The organism is Nostoc sp. UHCC 0302 (assembly GCF_038096175.1).
Taxonomy (GTDB): domain Bacteria; phylum Cyanobacteriota; class Cyanobacteriia; order Cyanobacteriales; family Nostocaceae; genus UHCC-0302.
On record NZ_CP151099.1, the window covers coordinates 1,389,376 to 1,411,688 of the forward strand.

A 22,313-nucleotide genomic window follows, 5' to 3' on the forward strand; every position below is an offset into this window, starting at 1 on the left:
TATTTTTCTCCCACTCTTCAAATCTCTATTCAATGCAATTTACCAACAAAAACTATCATGAATAATTCTGATTTCAACAACTATAATCAGCGAACTGTCTTAACAATTTATGCTCATGCTGATGATGAAGTATTACCTGCTGCTGGTACTCTAAGTTTAATGTCGAAGTCAGGATGGAATGTTCGCTGTTTAATATTAACAGACGGCAGCCTTTCTAGCTCTTCTATTAAGGGTAAACGTCATCAAGAAGCAGAGGCAGCGGGTAAAATCATCGGTGCAGATTATGAGTTTTATGCGCTGGAAGAATGTAATTTTTCAACACAACCAGTTATCAAAGTTGTTGAAGAATCGATACAGCGATCGCAACCAGATTTGATCATAACTCACGCACCACAACCTGAAAAATATGGACATCGAGATCATGAAGTATGTGCAATTGCAGTTTCTAATGTTGCTACCCGCAAAAATATCCCTCTGTGGTATTCAGCACCACCCGTTTTTTTGCGGGGGTTTGAGCCAAACTTTTTTGTAGATATTACATCTGTAATTGAGGAAAAGATTGCAGCTATCGGTTGCTATGAGTCTGAGTTAAGTAAAGCATTCATGCAACTCGATGCTATTCTCGTCTTGTCTCGATTTTGGGCGAGAGAATTAGGACAAAAAGATGGCTATTTTGAAGCTTTTGAAATTTCCCGTCAATGGGTTGATGCTAGCTTCTTTGCAGCGATCGCCAATAGTAAAAAGCAAGTACTACAACAATAATAGTTGTATATTCATCGCAGAAATATTGCGATATATCTTGCCGTTTACTTAAGGTAGATGCCAAAATAGCAATGTATAAATTTATTCAACAAAACAACAGGAGCAAATATGAGTTTAAAGGTAACAGTACTAGAATTATCTGGAATTTTAGATGGTATTAGAGGTAATCAGCTACGTCGAGAAGTTAGCGATATTATCGAGAGCGGTTCTGATATCTTATTAATTGACCTGAAAGAAGTAAAATTTGTTGATAGCTCTGGTTTAGGCGCTTTAGTATCAGCAATGCAAACTGTGCGAAAAGCCGATGCTAAACTATTTGTCTGTTCTGTCAACGATCAGGTCAGGATGTTATTTGAATTGACTAAATTGGATCGGATTTTTCAAACATTTGCTGACCAAGAGGATTTTAATCGTCAAGTACTTGCAGCACAATAACTCACTTAAAAATTTCCAATCTAAAATGATAAATGTCTTTGGTGAATATATACAAGTTATACTGGATTAACCAAAGTTTACTTTCAGTAAAGACAAATCATCATCATAATTTGCTTTACTACTTAAAGTCACAATGTGTGCCAATACCTGGTTTAAATGACGTGTATTTTCCTGGCTACAGTTGGTTAATAAATCAATGAAAGCATCGAGTCCCCACATATTACCATCTGGCTGATTAATTTCGTAAACACCATCGCTAAAGATATATAAAGTGCTGTTTTCTTCAATCTCAAAGGCAGCATCATCAAAGTGAACATCAGGCAAAAAGCCAATTGGCAAATCCAAAGAGCCTAACTGTTTAACTTGGATTGTTGTGCCAGAGGAACCTGATAGCAGCACCCCTGGTGGATGTCCGGCGTTAGCATATATGAGTTGACGTTTCAAGCGGTTATAAACTCCATACCACATTGTGAAGTACTTATCACCGTGGTTTGTCATCTGGAAGGCATGATTAAGTGCTTTTAAGACTTCGCTGGGTTGACAAAAATCTGTATTGGGTAGGGATTGCGATCGCAAAACATTAAGCACGGATACAGACAGTAGGGCTGAACCTACCCCATGTCCTGATACATCCAACAGATAAATTGCTAAATTTTCGTCATCGATCCAGTAATAATCAAAGGAATCACCTCCTAGTTGTGTTGAAGGAATAAACAGTGCTTCTACGCTTACTTCTCCCTCTAACTTTGGAGGCAGCAGAGACTGCACATAATGAGCTGCCTCAGCTAATTCTGCTTCTAAAATTTGCTTTTGCGCTTGCAAATTCTGATTAAGTATCTCCAAAACTTGCTTTTGACTTTGTAAATCTTGATTTAGCTGGTGTAACCTTAGCCCTGCCCTGACTCGTGCCTTCAATTCATTCATCTCAATTGGCTTAGAGACAAATTCGTCTGCTCCAGCATCAAGTCCTCTAACTCTATCTTCTGCTTCTCCTGGAGTCGCTCCCTTAGCAGTTAGCAGAATAAAAAAAGTAGTTGCTAAATCGGAATCAGCCTTGATTCGGCGACACACTTCCAGCCCATCTAACTGGGACATCATCCAGTCACAAATAATTAGAGCAGGGCGTAGCAGTTGTGCTTGGATGATTCCTTCCTCGCCATTACTAGCTACGGTAGTATCATAACCCTGCTTTTCCAGTGTTCTTTTCAGTGCTGCCCTGACGATAGGATCGTCATCTATAACCAAGATTTTTAACATAAATTGCCATTGACTAAACAGGATAAAAACTAGTAAGCCATCAAATGCAAATTGCAGTTAATTTAGTTTGTAATATATGACAAAAACGTTGAAATAAATTAATTTATACATATGGTTTTATCAACATATTATAGTGGCTAAAAAGTGAATAATAAACTCTGCCTAAAAATTAATACAGACTTAGCAGCTTCGCAGGAAGTGTTGTCTTGGTTTGAGCAAATCAACCAACCGCCTATTCCAAATAAAGTGATTTGGTGGCAATGTCAAACCCTATTGATAGAGGGGTTTGCTAACATTGTTGAACACGCCCATAAAAATTTACCAATCGAAACACAGATTGAGATAGAAGCTGTACGATTAAATGAAAATATAGAAATTCGCATTTGGTCTGAAGGAGAAGCGTTTGATCTAGAGCAGCAATTGCGAGAAATATCTGAATTCGAGGATAATGATCAAGAGCGTGGACGTGGGTTGAAAATCATGTCCGCAATCGCTGATAAGTTAAGTTATGAGCGAGCAGCAGATAATCGTTACTGTTTATTTATTAGTAAATATTATTAAATTTAGACCTGTAAGTCAAAAGTTCAACCTGATAAATCCTTCGCTGAAAGTGCTAAGTGCTGATTCATGAGTTTTATGAGTTCCTAACTCTTAACTTCCAACTCCTGGCTCTTCATTAAGAAGGCTTGAATGCGGTTGATAAACTCTTCTAATTCTGAGATTAAGCTAGTAGTTCCTCGACGTTCTTGATGAATAGCTATTTGTTCTAGTTTGTCGGCAGCTAAGTACATAGCTGAGATACCCATGTTAGCGCTAGCGCCTTTAAAGTGATGGGCTTCTCGTAAAATTTGCTGAAAGTCATTAATCGCGATCGCTGCTTTAAGTACCTCTAAACGGGGTAGGTTATCTTCCACAAATATTTGCAATAGCTCAAATTCAAACTCTGTATTGTTTTCCGAAAGTTGATGCAAGTGTTCCCAATCAATTGGTAGGTCAACTATACGCTCATCTGTGCTAGAAACTATTTGCTCATCAGTAACTGTTTCTTTTTGAGAGAAGATTAGGCTGCCCCAATGCTCTAAAGTTGCTGCCAATTTATCTTTCGATACAGGCTTACTAAGATAGTCATCCATACCTGCATCTAGACACATTTGTTTGTCTTCTGTCATAGCATTAGCTGTCATTGCAACTACCACAGGACGACGACGGCTGGCAAACTGGCTTTCTTGCCAACGATTAATTTCTTTTGTGGTTTCCAAGCCGTCAAGAACTGGCATTTGGCAATCCATCAGAATCAAATCGTAAGGAATTTTTGCCAATAGCTGCAAAACTTCTTCACCGTTGGCGGCGACATCAGCTTTATAGCCCAAGGTCTGGAGTTGCTTTAAGGCTACTTTTTGATTCACCAGATTATCCTCAGCTAGCAGAATTCTAATCTTAGATTTATCAAAGATATCAGTTTGTTTAATAGGTGGCGAATCTGGCATATTTTTAACACCTACTGTATGGGAATTATCTGGCTGAAGCTGATTTCCTAAAATAGTCATGACCGTATCGAGAAGCCGAGAAGGCTTAACAGGCTTGACCAAATAAGCCGCAAATCCAATTTTTAATGCCCGCTGCACTTCATCACGTTGGTTGGTAGAGGTGAGCATGATTAAAGGTAATTGTGCGATCGCAGAATTTGCTTTAATTTGCTCTCCTAATGTCATGCCATCCGTTTCGGGCATTTGCATATCAACTAAAGCAACATCATAAGGTCTGTTCTGTTTAGCAGCCTCCTGAATAGCTTTCAGGGCAATATCAGCAGCATCAGCCTCTTCTACCAGCATCCCCCAACGGGTAGCTTGATGATAGATAATTTTGCGATTAGTAGCATTGTCATCTACTACTAACAAGCGGCGATTGTTTAGAAGTCCGCGATCGTGTATGGAAGAAACAGGCTGAAGTTGCTTGGCGAAAGTTACTTCAAACCAAAACTTAGATCCTTTCCCAAACTGACTTTCTACCCCAATTTCTCCCCCCATTAATTCCACCAGTTGTTTACAGATGGCTAATCCCAAACCAGTACCACCATATTTGCGAGTGGTAGAAGCATCTACTTGCGTAAATGGGGTAAAGAGCCTGTCTTGGTCTTCAGAAGTAATGCCAAGACCAGTATCTGTGACAGCAAAGTGTATAGTCGCTGTAGTGGAAGTTTGTGTTCGCAATTCAACTCGCACCACTACTTCTCCAGCACTAGTGAACTTGACAGCGTTACTAATCAGGTTCATGAGAATTTGCCGTAGACGGCTAGCATCTCCTTGGAGATGAGTAGGAACGTTGCGGTAGATTAACGCCGCAATTTCCAATCCCTTATTATGTGCTTGGGGAGCTAATAATTCCACCACCTCTTCTATACAGATGGATAAGTCAAAATCTAGAGTTTCTAGAGCCATCTCACCAGCTTCAAGTTTAGACAGATCCAAAATCTCATTAATTAGGCTTAAAAGAGCGTCTCCACTAATGCGAATTGTTTCAATAAAATCTCGCTGTTCCGGGTTTAAGGGAGTTTCTAATACCAAGCTGGTCATCCCTAACACAGCATTCATCGGAGTCCGAATTTCATGACTCATGTTAGCCAAAAAGGCACTTTTGGTATGAGAAGCTAATTCGGCTTGTCCACGAGCAATTTCAAGTTCTTGTCGTTGACGAGTTTCTGCTTCTAATAGCTGGGCTTGGGCTAAAGCAATGCCTACTTGATCAGCTATTTGCCGTAAAAGATGAGTTTCAAAACTAGACCATTGCCGGGATTTGCTGCACTGATGAACAATTAGTAAACCGCAGAGTTCTTCTTTGATCAGAATGGGTACAACTAAATTGGCTTTGACACCAAATTGTTGCAGTAATTCCATATGGCTTTGTTGGATTTCCATAAGATCCACGTCAGCGATCGCCTGCATCCGCCCTTGGCGGTAAAGTTGTAAACAGTACTGCTGGAGATATTCGGCTCGAAAATAGGAGTCGGTGCTGTTTTGCCCTTTAATCGCGGGCCAGCCAGCAACTACTGCTTCTATAACCAAGGTTTGAGAGCCATCAGGTAAAAGCTGATAAATCAAGACGCGATCAGTCTGAAGAATCTCTTGCACCTCTGTAACGGTAGTTTGAAGAATTTCTTCAATTTGCAAAGACTGGCGAATCTTGAGGGTGATTTCCGTAAACAGTTGCGCTCGCAAGTTTTGGCGTTGAAGTTCTTCTTCTGCCTGCTTGCGCTTGATAAACTGCCCTACTTGGTCTCCAATAGAATTCATCATTTTCACCAAATCTTGGTCAAGTGGTTGAACCTCACGGCTAAAGCAGGTAATAACACCGAGGATTTTGTGACCAATATGAATCGGAAAGCCAAAAGCTCCATGCAGTCCTACTTGAGCAGCAACTTTGGTGCGGATGAAGCTGAGATCATTAACGACATCAGGAATCCAAACAGGTTCAGCACTAGCCCAGACACGACCAGGTAGTCCAATGCCTGGTGCAAAGATGGTTTGCTGCGTCACTGCTACAAACTCTTGCATCTCCAGCAATTCTCTATGCCAATTGTCGAGAAAACGCAGTATATTTGCCTGCTGATCTACGAGCCAAATTTCACTCAAATCCCACCCCAAACTCTCGCAGATACTTTGCAGAATTTGAGAAGTCGCCTCGTCAGTCGTAGTGGATTCTGCTAAGACGCGGGTAATCGCATATTGTACAGTCAGATGTTGTTCAGCGCGTTTGCGATCGGTGATGTCAATCCCAGTGGCAACAACGTATTCAACGGAACCCTCATAGTCTTGTAGGATGGTGTTCGACCATGCAATTAGCCGTCGATTGCCATCCTTTGTTAACCAGTAGTTTTCGTACTCATTAGAACCTTGACCAGCTTGCAGCTGCCCGAAAACCGCTTTTACAGGCTCCACCTCTTCAGCAAGTAGGAATAGATTCCAGAAATACCTACCCCTGACTTCATCAAATGAGTAACCTGTTGTTTGCTCACAAGCTTGATTGAAGCGAACGATTTGCCCTTGTGAGTTGAGGACTATTACCAAAGCGGCAGCTGTATCAACAACTGCTGAAATAAAGTCGCGCTCTTTGTTAAGAGTTTCCTCTGTTAACTTGCGCTCAGCGACCTCGCGATAAATGAAGTAGTAGATTCCACCTAGAATGACCAAACTTAGAGAGATAGCGATCGCTATTGTCAGGATTGTATTACGAGCGCCAACTTTTGCGGCTTTTGACTGCTGCTGGAGTAACTGCTTTTCTTTGTTCTCCATCTCATGAATGAGCTTGCGGATATCATCCATCAACTTCTGTCCCTGATTTGTCCGAATCATTTGCAATGCGGCTGCCAATCCCTTGTTTTGGTGCAAGTCAATGGTCTGTTTTAGTTCAGCCAGTTTTGCTGCTATTAGAGCTTCAAGAGTATTGATCTGCTGGTGTTGATTGGATTGACTATCTGTTAATTCTCTTAACTCCCGAATTTCTAGATTACCAATTTTAAGTGCTTGATTATACGGTTTTAAATAACTCTCTTCTCCAGTCAGGATATAGCCGCGTTGTCCAGTTTCAGCATCTTTTATTTGCGAGAAGAGTTCTTCCAACTCGTTGATTCTTTGTTGGGTTTTTTGTATCCGGTTATTACTATCAATCAATCCTCTAGTGTTTTGGTAAGAAACTACCCCAATTAAGACTAAAATTGCCGATGCTAATCCAAAGCCTCCTGCAACTCTTCTAAAGAATTGCCGACGTACTTTCTGTGCTTGTTTACGTTCTTTAGTTGCAAGTACTAAACTGGTTAAATTACGCCGCAGTTCTAATAGCTTGATGATTTGGCGACCCAATATTCGTAATGCTTCGACTTGTTCTGGAGAAAGCTGTCGTGGTACGCGATCAATTACGCAAAGTGTTCCCAATGCGTATCCTTCTGGATTAGTTAAGGGTACACCAGCATAAAACCGGACATTAGGCTCAGAAGTGACTAGTGGATTATCGGCGAACCGTTCGTCATTTGTGGCATCAGGCACAATAAAAACGTCAGTTTGTAGGATAGCATGAGCGCAAAATGCGATATCTCGTGGTGTTTCTAATGCTTCCAAACCGACTTTTGACTTGAACCACTGGCGATTTGTATCAACTAAGCTGATCAAGCCAATAGGAGTCCCACAAATATATGAGGCTAAACGGGTAAGGTCATCAAAAGCGGCTTCAGATGGAGTATCGAGTATCTTATACTGCGAAAGTGTCTCGATTCTCTGTGCTTCGTTATCAGGTAATGGTGCTTTCATCCTGGAGTCTTATCTAGGTCTGAAGTCGTTACTGGAGATAAACAGACTTACTTCAATTAATGACAAGAGTTTGGTTAAAAGCGTTAGCGTAATTTCACTGAGTTCCACTTAATCTATATTCAAAAATTGATTTAAATGATTAAGTCTCTGCTTTATTTTGTCTGGGCAGGTTTATTTGAAATAGGCGGCGGCTACTTGATCTGGTTATGGTTGCGCGAAGGTAAGTCGTTCTGGTGGGGGATATTGGGTGGAATTGCTCTAGCTGTTTATGGGATCATTGCTACTTTCCAAAGCGCTAACTTTGGCAGAGTCTATGCTGCTTATGGTGGCGTGTTTATCGTTATGGCAATGCTTTGGGGTTGGAAAGTTGATGGTGTAACTCCAGACTTTTACGACCTCCTAGGAGCCTGTTTAGCTGTGGCGAGTGTTTTAATTATCATGTTTGCACCCAGAGGATAAGTAATAATACTTATCAATGTTTATTTTGTATTGCATTGTACTAAACACATAATAATTTCACGCTAAGATACAGCGGCAAATCTGAACAGAAGCTGCTGCCCGATTACTAAGTCAAGATGAAAACAAGGCTTTTTATTACCTACTTGAGGATAAGTAGCAATGATAACGACTACGTATTCAAGTGTGAATTATAAATAAATATCATTTTATATTTATTTGTGCGAATTTACTGAAACAAATACTGCTAATTGTAATACTTCAAAATTCTCAGCATAGTTTTTATTTTTGCCCGTAGGTAAATAAAAACTTGGAATTTTGTAACAATTGGACAAAATGCTAGTAATCCAAAAATAACTTCATTTTTATGCATTATTACAACCATATTTAAGGGTTGACAACTACACAGGTGATTATATTCTTGTTAATCTTTCAAAAAAATTCAGGTAGAGTAATTTTCAAGACAAAAAAGAGTATCAAATAGTACTGAAATGTATTAATGTAATACAAAATTGTTGGTGGTTAGGGACAAAAAGAAGTGTTGAAGAAAGTTTTCATGATAGGGGCTATTACCCTACTAATATTGGGAGTACCGCTGATGGGCAATGCTTTTGCCCAAACACCAGCGGCCGCTCCGCCTCCGCCTACTGCTGATACTGGAGATACAGCATTTATGCTGATTTCAGCAGCGCTGGTTTTGTTGATGACACCAGGATTAGCGTTTTTCTATGGTGGATTTGTGCGATCGCGCAACGTTCTAAATACGTTGATGATGAGCTTTATGCTGATGGCGATCGTCGGAGTGACTTGGATTTTGTGGGGCTATAGTCTTGCCTTTGCACCAGGATTGCCATTTATTGGTGGATTGCAATGGTTCGGCTTGAACGGTGTAGGGCTAGAGGTAACTGATTATCTCAAAGGGTCAAACCCACCAGAAATACTTTCTTATGCCGGGACAATTCCCCATCAGGCATTCATGATTTATCAAGCTATGTTTGCCATCATCACTCCAGCCTTAATTTCAGGGGCGATCGCTGAGCGGATGAGTTTCCGTGCCTATTCCTTGTTTGTACTGCTGTGGTCAACTTTTGTTTACGCCCCCCTTGCCCACATGGTATGGGCTAAAGGCGGATTCTTAGGTTTGGCTGGTGGTTTGGGTGCGCTGGACTTTGCAGGTGGCACAGTAGTACACATTAGTTCTGGTGTCTCTGCCCTTGTAGCAGCGATCGTCCTTGGGCCTCGCAAAACTTATCCTGAGCGTCTTAGCCCACCGCATAACGTTCCGTTCATTTTGTTGGGTGCTGGCTTGCTCTGGTTTGGCTGGTTCGGCTTCAACGCTGGAAGTGCTTTATCTGTAGCTGGCGGTACTTCGGGTAATGTTGTCACAAATGTGGCAACAACAGCCTTTGTTGCCACAAATACAGCGGCAGCAGCGGCGGCTTTAATGTGGTTGATTTTGGAATCAGTTTTAAGAGGTAAACCAACCGCAGTGGGAGCCGCTACAGGAGCAGTTGCTGGATTGGTGGGTATTACTCCAGCAGCCGGATTTGTAACACCGCTAGCAGCGATTTTAATTGGTTTCATCACCGCCTTTGTTTGCTTCTACGCTGTGAGTTTCAAGCACAAGCTGCAAATTGACGATGCTTTGGATACTTATCCTGTGCATGGCGTTGGTGGCACCGTGGGTGCGATTTTAACAGCAATTTTTGCGACTGCTCAAGTCAACTCAGCAGGTAAAGACGGGGTGCTACGTGGTAATTTTGGCGAACTGGGGGTTGAACTAGTTGCAATTGTCGTTGCTTATGTAATCGCAGCAGTTGGTACGTGGATTATTCTGAAGATTCTTGATGCAACAGTTGGCCTGCGAGTCAAGGAGGAACAGGAATACCAAGGGTTGGATATCAACGAACACGGCGAAGAGGGATATAACTCCGAGTTTGGCGATCGCCCTAAGTAATAGGGTGGGGGTAAAGACGCGACGCCAGTCGCTACAACGGGGAGCCACTGGTTGGACGGTGAGTGCAGCCACACGTGCGTGAAGCAGTCCGATGGGGTCTCCCCAAGTAGAGGGACTGCTGTTAGCGCAGCGTAAAGCCAACTCTTAGAGAGGCTGCGCTAACACAGTCGCCTGCTCCGGGAACCCTCCCGCAGTGCTGATTCACCGCAACGCGCTGGCTCATTAATCGCGTCTGTGCAGAGAGTGGGGGGACAAGGGGGAAATCTAATTCTTTACTTCTGCCTCCTGCCTCTTGCCTTCTGCCTCCTAATTCCTAACTTTCCTGTGGATAGGCAAAGTACTAATTGCGAATCAGTTAGAATCTGATTCAAACAATTGGGAAATTTCGCTAGTCGTGTCCACTTCTGCTAAAACCTTTCCTATTTGGGCATTTTTCTCGCTGTTAACCAACGGCTTACTTATGTTGGCGGTTATCCTGCTGCTTTGGCAACAGCAGAGATTGACCGCTTTTTTTGCTACTACAACTTCTGCATCTCAGCTCAACCTGAACAGCAAACTCCAAGCTGCTACACCTAATTTAGGCCCACGTCACCAACTTAATTATCAGCAGTGGCTAGATATTCTCAAGCAAGAAGCTAATGTAGCTGCTGAAAAACGTCCTCCGCATTTAAATATATTGGTGGGAGATTCTCTAAGTCTATGGTTTCCCACTGAGTTATTACCTGAAAATAAAAATTGGCTAAATCAGGGAATTTCTGGCGAAACCAGCAATGGATTATTGAAACGATTGGATCTCTTTGACCGCGCTCAGCCAGAGGCGATTTTTGTCATGATTGGTATTAATGACTTGATCAGAGGAACAGGCGATGAGGAAATTTTAGATAATCAGCGGCAAATTATAAGTTACCTGCGAAAGCTGCATCCAACAGCGCAAATTGTTGTTCAGTCGATTTTGCCCCACGGGGGAGAAGAAGCAACTTGGCAAGGACGAGATAAACTGCTGGCTGTTACCAATACTCGTATTAGCCAGTTGAACCAGCAATTGCAAAACATCGCTAACAAACAAGGCGTGAAATATTTAGACTTATACCCCTTGTTTGCTAGCAAGGAAGGTAATCTCCGCCGCGAGTTCACTACTGATGGCTTGCACTTAAGTCCTGAAGGTTATATAGTTTGGCGTTCTGCATTGCAGATTTATAGCGGCATCGAATTAAAATCTCGGCTTTAAGAATAGAAGGAGTCAAGGGTCAAGGGTGAATGGCACGCTTGTTAAGCACGAACCCTTGATATAACTTGCTTTTGGGTGTGGGGTGTAGGTTCGGGTGTGGGGAATTAAGAAGATGTTGAACTCCGCGGCGCAGCTAAAATTTAATTGTCTTAAACACGAACCTGCAACCCTACCCCCAACACCCTGCCCTGACGAGGTTTTACATGAGTCTTAGTGCCATTCGGTCAAGGGTCAAGAGTCAGTTATCTCTCCCCCTGCTTCCCTGCCTCCTGCTCCCCCACTCCTTCCTCTCCAAGAACAAGTAATATGTTTAAACACAACTGTGTATAAATCGCGTCTGAGCGCGAGAAAATAAAAAATAGTGATTTAAGTTGACAAATTCAATGGATACAAAAGCTTTTAAGCGATCGCTCCAACATTCAGAAAACTACAACCGCAAGGGGTTTGGACATCAAGCTGAAGTTGCTACCCAGTTGCAATCTGAGTATCAAAGTAACTTGATTCAGGAAATTCGCGATCGCAACTACACTCTACAACGTGGTGATGTCACAATTCGACTAGCGCAAGCCTTTGGCTTTTGCTGGGGTGTAGAACGTGCGGTGGCTATGGCTTATGAAACTCGTCAGCATTTCCCCACAGAACGCATCTGGATTACTAATGAGATTATTCACAACCCTTCTGTCAACCAACGTATGCAGGAGATGAAAGTAAAATTCATCCCAGTAGAAGGAAATCAAAAAGATTTTTCGGTGGTTGGCACTGGTGATGTGGTTATATTACCTGCGTTTGGAGCAAGTGTCCAAGAAATGCAGACCCTTCACGAGAAAGGCTGCAAAATTGTCGATACTACTTGTCCTTGGGTTTCTAAAGTTTGGAATACAGTTGAAAAGCACAAAAAAATTGATTACACTTCCATAATTCACGGTAAATATAAACACGAAGAAACTGTTGCGACTAGTTCCTTTGCTGGCAAATATTTAATAGTGCTAAATTTGCAGGAAGCACAATACGTTGCTAACTATATTCTCAATGGTGGGAATCGTGACGAATTTCTGACAAAATTTGCTAAAGCTTGTTCAGCGGGATTTGACCCTGATAAAGATTTAGAACGGGTGGGTATTGCTAACCAAACTACAATGCTCAAAGACGAAACTGAAAAGATTGGAAAGCTTCTTGAGCATACTATGATGCAGAAGTACGGCCCCACCGAGTTGAATCAGCATTTTCAAAGTTTCAATACTATCTGTGACGCTACCCAAGAACGTCAAGATGCGATGTTGGAGTTAGTGCAACAAAATTTAGATTTGATGGTAGTAATTGGTGGTTTTAATTCATCAAATACGACTCAATTGCAACAAATTGCATTTGAGCGCGGAATACCTTCCTATCATATTGATAGTGTTGAGCGAATTAAATCACGAAATTCTATTGAACATCGTCAGTTAAATGGGCAGTTAGTAGTTGCAGACACATGGTTACCAGATGGAGAAATTGTTATAGGAATTACTTCTGGTGCTTCTACCCCAGATAAAGTGGTAGAAGATGTGATTGAGAAAATTTTTGAAGTGAAGGCTACAGTAACACTAGTTTAATAATAATCCGTAATACTCACCATTTGCATAACGTCTCGTAGAGAAGGCGAGAAGCAAGCTACATAATGGGCTACGCCCCGCTGCGCTAACGTAATTAAGAAAGCTAGAGTAAATCTACCTCTTCTTAATTACGAATTTTTTTACTGATTTTCAAGTGCTTTGAGAACTTTGAGATATAAATTTTCTACTCTTTTATGTTGAGCTTCACCTAATGAAGCATAATGATCTAAGCCTGGTGAGCCATTAACTTCAATTATGGTATAGTCTACCATTGGCGATGTTATATCATTTGTAATAATATCAACCCCTGCTAATCTCATCCCCATATCTTTTGTGACATTTATCGCTAATTTTTTAAAATCAGGATGAATACTTTCGGTTAAATCAATTGCCTCACCTCCGCTGGATAAATTTGCATTGTCTAAAAGATAGACAATCTTATCTTTAGGTAGAATCGTATTAAAATTAAAGTTTAGTCTTTGTAAGTTTGTTTGGATTCTCTCATCCTCAAACTTGATAATTTTTCCTCTATCATTGGTTATAAAATTTTCTTGTTTCTGCTGCATAAGTTCTAAAACAGTTGATTTCCCATCCCCTTTTATTAATAAAGGAATTCTTTGATACGCTACAACAATCTCATCATCTAATACCAAAATTCTATAGTCATTACCGCTATAAAATCGCTCGATAATTAATGCATAGTTATTTTGCAAAATTTTTTGGGCAACTTTATAGTACTCTTCTTTAGTATAAACTTTTGTTACCAGTATCCCGTGAGTGAGATTAAGCGGCTTGACGATAACAGGGAATCCCAATTCTTGGGCATAATCAAATCCCACCTCAATATTTCTATTACTATTTATTGCTTGACAAAATTGCTCAGTAAAAAACGTTTTACCTTCAGTAGTTTTATACCCAAATTCCTTGAGAAAAAACTTGGTATAATCTTTATCTTTTATTATTTCTGCTGAGGCATGATAATTGATATTAAATCTGTAATTACGAAAAAAAGTTCTATTCCCATTTTTGAATTTAATGTATCCTACATAGCGATATTCTGGCTCTACTACAACTACTGCACCTATTTCCTCTGCTACTTTTTCAATTATTGATGTTATGAATGGTGTTTTCATTATTACAATTAGAACTTAATCGTAAAAATTTTAACTAATTTGTAGCAATTGGTCAAGATATAAAAATCTCAAAACTCTACTATTGAACGGCTTTTGCAGTTTTCATAAAAGGTTGTTTCTTTTTTCAGTAAAATTAATTTTAAAATAACTAAATAAACTTGAAAAACTTTAATTATTCTAAACTAACGACAGGACTCTTATTTGATTAAAAAAACTCAACACAACATATATAGGAATCCTATCTGAGTTGTGAAAATGCACAAACTGTCTTCTCTATGAGACGCTTTGCGATCGCGCAACGGATGCACTAAAAGCCGCCAAGAACGAAATGATTGTCAAAGTTGATAATTGAGTTCACAAAGTAGATTATTCTGCTCTCTACCTTTTTGAAGTTTCATGTTTTACTTGGGGCTAAATAGTGGTCACTTTAACAGTAACAGGAAGTACTATTGTAAACTCTGTTCTGCATAGTTTTCACCAAAGCAATGATCCTGTTGGTATCCTTCCATTACAAGTGCCAAATCCAGCACTGTTTTCATTTATTTTGACCTCAGTTCGACAATTAATCTCAAAAACTCTCATAATAAAATTATTCCCATCAGTCAATTGTTGTTAACATCAAAACTAAATTTTGAGCCTTAAATTAAATTTTAGAATAAAATTTAATTTACAAACAATTTTTATTTCTAATTTATCTAGAAATAAAAATATCTAAAAAGAATGGAGCAAGCAATATAATCAGATACTTTATGTAAATTTAATAAATTTATAAATTACAAAAAATTAATAATTTAATTAACTTAATGAATAAAGATAAGAGATTGCTTTTGAAATAATAAAGCTTGTATTACGGTATTATATCAGGGTCAAAAAATACTTTATTAGCACAGTGTTATATAAGCAATAAATACTGCCTAAGAAACCTTACTTAACGATAATGGAAGTTATTGTAACGAGTTATTGCAACAGCAAAAAACAGATGTCTAACAAAAACTGCTCTCAAAATTTTAAATCTAGGAAATTCCTATACGTCTACTTACTGATAAATTTTGCGTAATAATACTTATGCTAAAAAAACTTAGTAGTTTTTAAAGCAAAAATTTAGCATTAAAGCATTTGTACTAGTTTTGCTAGGGGTAGATTAGTACAAATTGTATAGGCTGAATAAATTGTCTTACCTCACACTTTATCCTTGTTTTTTCTTCTAGTACTTGTAAATCAAGGCTTTGAGGCTGATGGCTAAATGAACCTTGCAACTAAGCTAATCCAAAATTTCCTTTTAACTATTGACAATTAATTAATAATCGAATAACAAGGTGGCAGCATCATAAAAAAGGTCTTTGTGCATTTCTACCGTTAAACAATTAGCGACATTCACTAAAACTTCATACGGTTAACATAAATCATGCCAGAAAATACTGATTACAAAGCTCCTAAGTCAGAAAACCAAGGGATTGCATACAGAGAGCGGCTTAATTCCTGGGCGATCGCGCGGTTACTTCCTGATACACAACGGGAGATTGTTGCTAGATTCCGCAGCCGTTCCGATGCAGATGGCTATATGCAGCATCTACGCCAGGAAAAGCCAAACGCTTCTTTTATGGTTGTTTTTGATTGTAAGCGCGAAGAAGCTGTAATTTAAAATGCAAGTAGTTCCCAAGTAGTTCTAATGAAAAAATTTTATTACTGTGAATAAAAAAGGGACAAGGGGAAAAGGGTGAGAATAATAACTCCTAACTCCTAACTCAGTGCTTTCACAGTTGAGCAGTGTAACTCAACAGCTTAGTTGTATTTTCCTCCAACCACTCTTCCAGTAGACTTGTGTTTGTCACCGCATCAACTACACTTTGGCAGGTTACTTTACCCTCGCGAAACCAGCCTGTCCAGTAGACAATGCAGCTTACTCGCTGCAAGCGCCAAACTAACTTTAGTGCCTCTGCCTCAGAGTGCGTGAGAGAATTGTACTTGGCGTATCCTGTACTAAAAGCTTGGACAAACTCCAAATTGGGTGCTTCTTTCCAAGAGAATCGGGTGAAGTGGTCGAGTGCTGCTACATAATCCATTAAGCGCAAATCAAAAGTAGCAAACTCAAAGTCCAAAACCCCGACTACACGATTCTCTATCAGTAAAACGTTAGGGCTAAGGTAATCTGCATGAGTTGTTTGAACTGGAAGAGTTTTATATAGATTGGGTGCAGCTTCCAAAATTTCTGTGAATGTTTTGATAATGTACTGTTGCTGCGTTAAAGGCAATTTTAGTAACTGTGTTACTTCCAGCGGATCTGTTACTAACGGATGGATATGATAAATATCTCCCCAGGCGGGTAATTGAGCCATTTGTCCTGCTGAACCAAAGCCAGCAAGGGCATGATGCAGTTCTCCAAGTGTCTCGCCAACAGCATGAGTATGAGCAAGATTTTTGCGATCGCTAGGCTGACCTGAAATGAAAGGAAGTAGAGCAATTCGTAGTAATGAGTTATTTCGATTCACCAAAATTAGTGTTTCGCCCGTCCTTGTTGGTACAGGAGTTGGAACCGCAAAAGACAAATTGCACGAATGCAAGTATGTCAGTAATGAATGTTCATACTCAATTTGTGCAGTAGGTGTAGAATCGTTGTAAAGCTTTAAGACAAAATTGCCTACTTGCGTTTCTACAAAAAAGGTTGTGTTGACTGTACCTTGGTTTGTTGGCTGAATTGTTAAATTCCCACTAAATGACCATGCACTAAGTAATTCAACAATCTCTTGTTTAGATAACTGCGAGTTTTTGGAGCTTTCCATAACTGAGTAATACAAATTACGAGTGTTGCTAATTAGAGCAAAATTACGAATTACGAATTGATATAATTTGCCTTTGCAACCCACGATTTGTTGTGAGGTAAACAGCAAAAGTTCCTATCCAGTGAGTAGCTGCATAATGTTCACTCACTATATGTGCTAGTCCAGTCTGACGGTGCACAACAGCAGTAGAGCGAAGTGTTTCTCTGCGGCGATCGCTTTTAGACAATCCCGAAATGATGCCCTCAAGCATCCAAGCGCGACTTAAATTAAGACCGTGGAAGTGAGATTGCATATAGTCTTGAGGATTATCTACTTTCAGAGGTTCTAACCAATTTGCTGTATTTTCAACGGGTATTTGTGGAAGAAAATTAGTTAACCAGTCAGTGAAAGCTGTTGTTGGCAGTATTCGCCGCATCAAGTCTGCTTCTGCAAGACTAGGCGATAAAAAATCGTAGCCTAGTGGCTCAAATTGTAAGGAATAGTTGCGATCGCCCAGATAAAATTGCTGTGCTTTGTTCTCTATTAACTCAGCGATGTCTGTATTTTCGGTTATTCTTGCCCAATCCAGCATTAAACCAAATGCAAAAGCTGTTTGATTATGCATCCCTGTGCGATCGGGGCGTGTGAGTGCTTTAATCCAGCGCTGTAAGTTACCTGCAATCAATTTCTCTAGCGGTTCCAATACAATCAACCATTGTTTGGCTTGAGCATCATTCCACTCGTATAGTTCGGCAGCTAATTGCAGAAGCCATGATACACCATAAGGAAATTCATAAAAGGGCAACCGCTGGAAATGGGCAATCTCTCCTTGAATTTTCTCAAGCGTTAGGCTTCGATTAAGTGCTTGCTTTGCTGCTGTGCTAAAGCTGGCTTCAGGAAAGTGACGCATCAGACGTACTAGCAACCAATGACCATGTACAGCTGAATGCCAATCTAAGCAGCCATAAAAAGCAGGAGTCAATTCACGCGGTGGTTTTATATCTTCGTCACTCTCAGCCCAATACAGATTACTGTTGGGATACTCCTGTTCAACACAATTCAGCACTAATTGAGCAAATTGTGCCGCAGTCGTTTCATTAATTTCTAATTCTTCAATCATACTTCGTGAGACGTGTCTAGTTGCAGTGCATTACGGCTTTAGCCATAATGCACTCTACTTAGTACTGACAAATTTCTTTAATTACGAATTACGAATTACGAATTATTTAAATATCTTGTTTATATTCTGCTAACAATTGCGGAATGTGATCATACCCATCTACGCCGATAACTGCAATGATTTTAGGACGGTGTTGCTGTAAGAAGTTTTGGAAAGCATCTGCCCCTATTTGTCCTTGCAAAATAGTGAGTAAACCGGCTGGTTGACGCCATTCATGGGAAGCAATTTGCTCTAAAAGATACATTCCTAAAGAACCTGTGTAAATAGCTTTATCAGGATTTTGTAGATGATAATAAGCTTCAGCTAAATGAGCTAAGTTCCGCCCTTGAAGATACAAGTCACCAGAAATTTGTGCTGTTTTAAAGCCATCTTCGAGATATTTAATCGCGGCTTGAAATTGTCCAATCACTAAATAAGCAATTCCTAAGCTGCTGACACATAAGGCTTTACTTTGAATATCACCTAATTTTTCAGAGAGCTTTAAACCTTGTTCTAAATAATTAATTGCTGATTCATAGATTTCTGGTTCAGTATTTTCTAATTGCTGAGCTTGCATGACTTCGCTGTAACCTAAATTTACGAGTGCATTCGCCTCTCCTATGCGATCGCCTGCTTGCCGACTTAGTATCAATGCTCGTTGACTGTTGTTAATTGCTTCGCCATAATTTTGCTGTTGCACGTAGGTGCGGCTAAGGTGGTTTAGGTTAGCAATTTCACAGGCGCGATCGCCTGCATTTCTGGCTATCTCCAATGCTTGCTGATGCAAATCAATGGAACGCTCGTATTGTCCTAAAGCACGCTGTGAATAGCCTAAAAGTGTCAATATCCGCGCTTTTTCCTGAGTTCCTTCGACTTGTCGCAGCGGTTCATTGAGATAATCTAAGGCATCGCGTAAATAACTACCAGAAAATGACGCAAAAATCCCGCCGTAGAAGGGAAAATATGGACGTTGAGCAAAGGTTCGCAAAATCTGGAGCATGATTTGAGAAGAAGCATTACTGTATACTGCCCCAATGCTTTGAAAACCACTTGCTAATTGACTCCAAATCACTGCAAAGGTCAAGAAAGTAGAGATTGACAACTTTGGCCCTGCTTTCACATCGTAAGCTTGTTGATCAAACCAATTAATTAATCCGCGTTGCAAGTACTGTAAAGTTAATGCCATCTCTACCCAATCTCTGAGGGTGATACCGCGCTGCTTTTGGGCAAATTCAATTGGAGATTCTTCCATCGCTAAGGTGCGAAACAAGCCTTGGGATAACTCACTATTAAGTTGCTTCGCCCAACTTGCCCAAGGGCCACGTTCTCCCGGTACGCCGCCAAATCCCAGAGAACCTTGATTTTGTTCGTACATCCAACTGAGCAAGTTGTCTTGTAAACGCTGCCAAGAAGCTAAACCACGGGTAATGCCTTCTGAGAATTGCTGTAAATCTGAATCTGCCTGAGCAAATTGCAGTAACGCTTTTGACAACTGCTGTAATTGTTGGAAATTCAGCGGATATTTCTGATTGGGGTCAGTAACGCGTAAAAATGTCTCTAAACGCTCGTCTTTTGGGGCTGTGGTAATTTCTGTAACCGCAGAAGCGATCGCTTCTGTGGCTTTATTTTGCTCTTGCCAACGTTGCCATTGAGTTTGGATTGTTTTTATTGCTCTCAAACTCCGGCTAGCCTTCGCTTTTTTGAGTTCATCTTTTTCGCTGTCTACTTGGCTTTGGATACTACTCAAGCGATCGCTCAAAGCTAGCTCAAACACTTCTCCTGTACCTGAAGTGATACCTTTGAGCAGCATTTGATACACTTGTTCCACAGAGCTAATCTTGCCCTTGAGGGTGGTTTCGACAATTTCATCAATTAAGGCTATGTAGCGATCGCGCAATGGCAAAGAGTCTGACACTTTAACACTAGATAAAGTCACGTCAATTCTAATTCTAGTCTTCTAGGGGGGTAGGGGAAAGAATTGAAGGAAATTAGCAACCTAACGGCACTTGAAGAATAATGCAGAATTCAGAATCACTCTTCTTGAGGGATTCAAACCCAGCACAAGCCAATTAAAAATTAAGAATTAAAAATTCAAAATTTAAGAGGATTCTCCCAATTTTTAATTATCAATTTTTCATTTTTAATTGGAGCGAAGCGACTGCCCCCTACCTTCCTTCAGGCTGTAATAATTTTGGGTGCTTCAACAGCAGGCTCAAGTTGAATTGGTGGTACTTCTTCTTCAAATACGGTTAAGTCGAACCAAAAAGTCGTGCCAATGCCAACTTCACTCACTAGATGAACTTTAGTGCGATGCCTGTCGATGATATTTCTGACAATAGATAGACCCAAACCTGTGCCTTCTAAGGTGTGAACTCGGTTTTCGACGCGGAAGAAGCGCTCAAAAATTGAGTGTTGGTCTTCTTGGGCAATCCCAATTCCAGTATCGGAAATTTCAATTCGCACACCTGGAGATTGAGTATGAGAGTTGGGCTTAAAATCTAATTGGTAGGCGCGGATTGCCACTTTACCACCCGCTTTGGTGAATTTGAGGGCATTACCAATCAAATTGCCAAACACTTGTAGCAACAAATCATAATTACCTATTACTAGGGGTAAATCAGGAGCAACTTCCTGAATAAGTTCAATGCCTTTATCTTTAGCATTGAGTTGGTAAGTACGTAGTGTTTGCTCAATCGCCTGTGCCAAATCTACTCCATCAAAGCTGTAGCTTCGACCAGATTCAAGTTTGGATAAATCTAAAACATCGTTAACTAAGCGAGTTAAGCGATCAGTTTCATGATTTACAGTTTCTAGAAACTCCTGGCGTTCTTGTACACCCAAGTCTTCACCATAATCATGCAGGGTTTCAATATATGTTTTGATGTTAAATAATGGCGTTCGTAGTTCGTGAGAAACGTTGCTAATAAATTGGCTTTTTGCTTCGTTTAGCTCGACCTCACGGGTAATATCTTGGACGGTTATGGCAATGCCCTTAATACTTTCTCGTTGTGAGTTGAGTACTGTAGTCAACAGAATGCGGATTGTCCGCTTGGCTGGTTGGTTTAAATGAAGGCGGAACTCGGCACTTTCACATTCGCCTGCTGCCATTTCGTACAAGGTACGGGTGATTTCCATTTGTACTACTGAGGGTAGGTGATGTAAAACATTGCTGCCTACCACCTCAGTGCCTTCCCAACCGAAAATTCGCCGTGCGGTGGGGTTGACTAAAATCACCTGCATATTGTTATCAATCAGCACAGCACCATCGGCGATCGTTGAAACTAGTGTTTCTAACTTGGCTTTTTCTGCGGTCAGTTCCTCAATATTTTGTTCTTCATAGCGCTCTAAGCGCTCTGCCATTTCATTAAAGTTAAAAATTACCTCTCCTAGCTCGCCTCCTAGGGGTAAGTCAATGCGCTGCTTGAAATTACCAGCAGCAATTTGTTTCACCCCCACCAGCAGTTCTTTAATCGGCTTAGTGATTGTCAAAGCGTTAATCACTCCTGCTAAAATCACCATTACCCAAATTGTGATAAAAACGGCAATGGTAACATCGCGAGTGAAATTGGTAGAAATAACTGCCGCCTGGTTGGGGTTAGTCCCAATCGCCAATACGCCCAGGTATTTGCCATCGACGATTAGGGGAATAAACACATCTGTGACTGCCCCGTCTGGGGTCATGTGTTGCCGTACCATTGGCTTTTCCCCATCACCAGGGTAATCTTCTGGCAGTTGTATCCGCCGTTTAATGGTGAGAGAGTTTTCTACTTCCGGTTCCCAAAAAGGAATACCAAAGAAGATTTCCCCATTTTCATCAGCGTAGAGCATATAACGCACACTAGAGGTGCTGCTGTAGAAGCGTTGAGAAAATCGGGCAACCTCGGTGAGATTGTGGTCAGCAACTAGGGGGGCAACATTGGTTGCAAGTAGCAGTCCTAAATCACGACCGAAGCGGGTGTCATTCAGACGTGCATCCTGCTGAATTGTATTTACAGCCCAAAAGGTCAGACCACTCATCACCAACGAAACCACTAAAGTGGCTACAGCCAACAGCTTAGTCTGGAGAGTAAACTCAGACCACCAATTGACGATCGCTTCTCGAATTGTTTTTAACAGAGCCAGCATCTTAAATAAAGTTGTCAGTAGTGTTTAGTTATAAACCCCAACAACTAAAAAATTAACAGTTAATTCGACAAATATGTTAGTTGGGAGATGAGGAGAGAAGTCTAAGCGCCGACTGACGGCGATCAGAACTTCTCCTATTGGAGACCAAGG

General features: G+C 40.6%; 15 protein-coding genes. 8 read left to right on the forward strand and 7 right to left on the reverse strand.

All coding sequences use genetic code 11. The annotated features are described in order from the left end of the window. The first annotated feature begins 57 nt into the window (after nt 1-57). On the forward strand, nt 58-762 hold the full coding sequence (locus tag WKK05_RS05705; protein WP_341528802.1) for a PIG-L deacetylase family protein: 705 nt from the start codon (nt 58-60) through the stop codon (nt 760-762). A gap of 108 nt (nt 763-870) precedes the next feature. Further along, nucleotides 871-1,197, forward strand: coding sequence for an STAS domain-containing protein (locus tag WKK05_RS05710; RefSeq protein ID WP_341528803.1), 327 nt, complete (start codon nt 871-873; stop codon nt 1,195-1,197). Between the two features lie 66 nt (nt 1,198-1,263). On the opposite strand, the gene WKK05_RS05715 is transcribed toward WKK05_RS05710, so the two are convergent. Continuing rightward, nucleotides 1,264-2,454 carry a SpoIIE family protein phosphatase gene (locus WKK05_RS05715; RefSeq protein ID WP_341528804.1) on the reverse strand — a complete coding sequence of 397 codons (1,191 nt, stop codon included), beginning with the start codon at nt 2,452-2,454 and terminating at the stop codon, nt 1,264-1,266. Nucleotides 2,455-2,598: 144 nt separating this feature from the next. On the opposite strand from WKK05_RS05715, the gene WKK05_RS05720 reads away from it, so the two are divergent. After that, on the forward strand, nt 2,599-3,015 hold the full coding sequence (locus WKK05_RS05720) for an anti-sigma regulatory factor (protein WP_341528805.1): 417 nt from the start codon (nt 2,599-2,601) through the stop codon (nt 3,013-3,015). 83 nt (nt 3,016-3,098) lie between these two features. Here WKK05_RS05720 and WKK05_RS05725 read toward each other — a convergent pair whose 3' ends face one another. Beyond that, complete coding sequence (locus tag WKK05_RS05725; RefSeq protein WP_341528806.1) at nt 3,099-7,754, reverse strand: GAF domain-containing protein; 4,656 nt, start codon at nt 7,752-7,754, stop codon at nt 3,099-3,101. A gap of 135 nt (nt 7,755-7,889) precedes the next feature. Here WKK05_RS05725 and WKK05_RS05730 point away from each other — a divergent pair, with 135 nt between their 5' ends. From WKK05_RS05730 to WKK05_RS05745, 4 genes are all read left to right on the forward strand, one after another. Next, nucleotides 7,890-8,213: a YnfA family protein gene (locus WKK05_RS05730; RefSeq protein ID WP_341528807.1), complete on the forward strand. Its 324-nt coding sequence runs from the start codon at nt 7,890-7,892 to the stop codon at nt 8,211-8,213. 535 nt (nt 8,214-8,748) lie between these two features. Continuing rightward, the gene (locus WKK05_RS05735; RefSeq protein ID WP_341528808.1) at nt 8,749-10,167 is read left to right on the forward strand and encodes an ammonium transporter; all 1,419 of its coding nucleotides are present in this window, start codon (nt 8,749-8,751) and stop codon (nt 10,165-10,167) included. Nucleotides 10,168-10,561: 394 nt separating this feature from the next. Beyond that, nucleotides 10,562-11,395, forward strand: a complete 834-nt coding sequence (locus tag WKK05_RS05740; protein ID WP_341528809.1) for an SGNH/GDSL hydrolase family protein — start codon at nt 10,562-10,564, stop codon at nt 11,393-11,395. A gap of 383 nt (nt 11,396-11,778) precedes the next feature. After that, on the forward strand, nt 11,779-12,987 hold the full coding sequence (locus WKK05_RS05745) for a 4-hydroxy-3-methylbut-2-enyl diphosphate reductase (protein WP_341528810.1): 1,209 nt from the start codon (nt 11,779-11,781) through the stop codon (nt 12,985-12,987). 140 nt (nt 12,988-13,127) lie between these two features. Here WKK05_RS05745 and WKK05_RS05750 read toward each other — a convergent pair whose 3' ends face one another. Continuing rightward, complete coding sequence (locus WKK05_RS05750) at nt 13,128-14,120, reverse strand: cyanophycin synthetase (RefSeq protein WP_341528811.1); 993 nt, start codon at nt 14,118-14,120, stop codon at nt 13,128-13,130. Between the two features lie 1,405 nt (nt 14,121-15,525). Here WKK05_RS05750 and WKK05_RS05755 point away from each other — a divergent pair. Further along, nucleotides 15,526-15,762 carry a hypothetical protein gene (locus WKK05_RS05755; protein ID WP_341528812.1) on the forward strand — a complete coding sequence of 79 codons (237 nt, stop codon included), beginning with the start codon at nt 15,526-15,528 and terminating at the stop codon, nt 15,760-15,762. Between the two features lie 112 nt (nt 15,763-15,874). Here WKK05_RS05755 and WKK05_RS05760 read toward each other — a convergent pair whose 3' ends face one another. The 4 genes from WKK05_RS05760 to WKK05_RS05775 all read right to left on the reverse strand — a co-directional run bounded on the left by WKK05_RS05760 (nt 15,875) and on the right by WKK05_RS05775 (nt 22,163). Beyond that, nucleotides 15,875-16,900: a phosphotransferase gene (locus tag WKK05_RS05760; protein WP_341528813.1), complete on the reverse strand. Its 1,026-nt coding sequence runs from the start codon at nt 16,898-16,900 to the stop codon at nt 15,875-15,877. 43 nt (nt 16,901-16,943) lie between these two features. After that, the gene (locus WKK05_RS05765) at nt 16,944-17,999 is read right to left on the reverse strand and encodes a DUF2891 domain-containing protein (RefSeq protein ID WP_341528814.1); all 1,056 of its coding nucleotides are present in this window, start codon (nt 17,997-17,999) and stop codon (nt 16,944-16,946) included. Between the two features lie 106 nt (nt 18,000-18,105). Continuing rightward, nucleotides 18,106-19,953: a tetratricopeptide repeat protein gene (locus tag WKK05_RS05770; protein ID WP_341531030.1), complete on the reverse strand. Its 1,848-nt coding sequence runs from the start codon at nt 19,951-19,953 to the stop codon at nt 18,106-18,108. 260 nt (nt 19,954-20,213) lie between these two features. Continuing rightward, complete coding sequence (locus WKK05_RS05775; protein ID WP_341528815.1) at nt 20,214-22,163, reverse strand: two-component system sensor histidine kinase NblS; 1,950 nt, start codon at nt 22,161-22,163, stop codon at nt 20,214-20,216. Nucleotides 22,164-22,313: the final 150 nt, after the last annotated feature.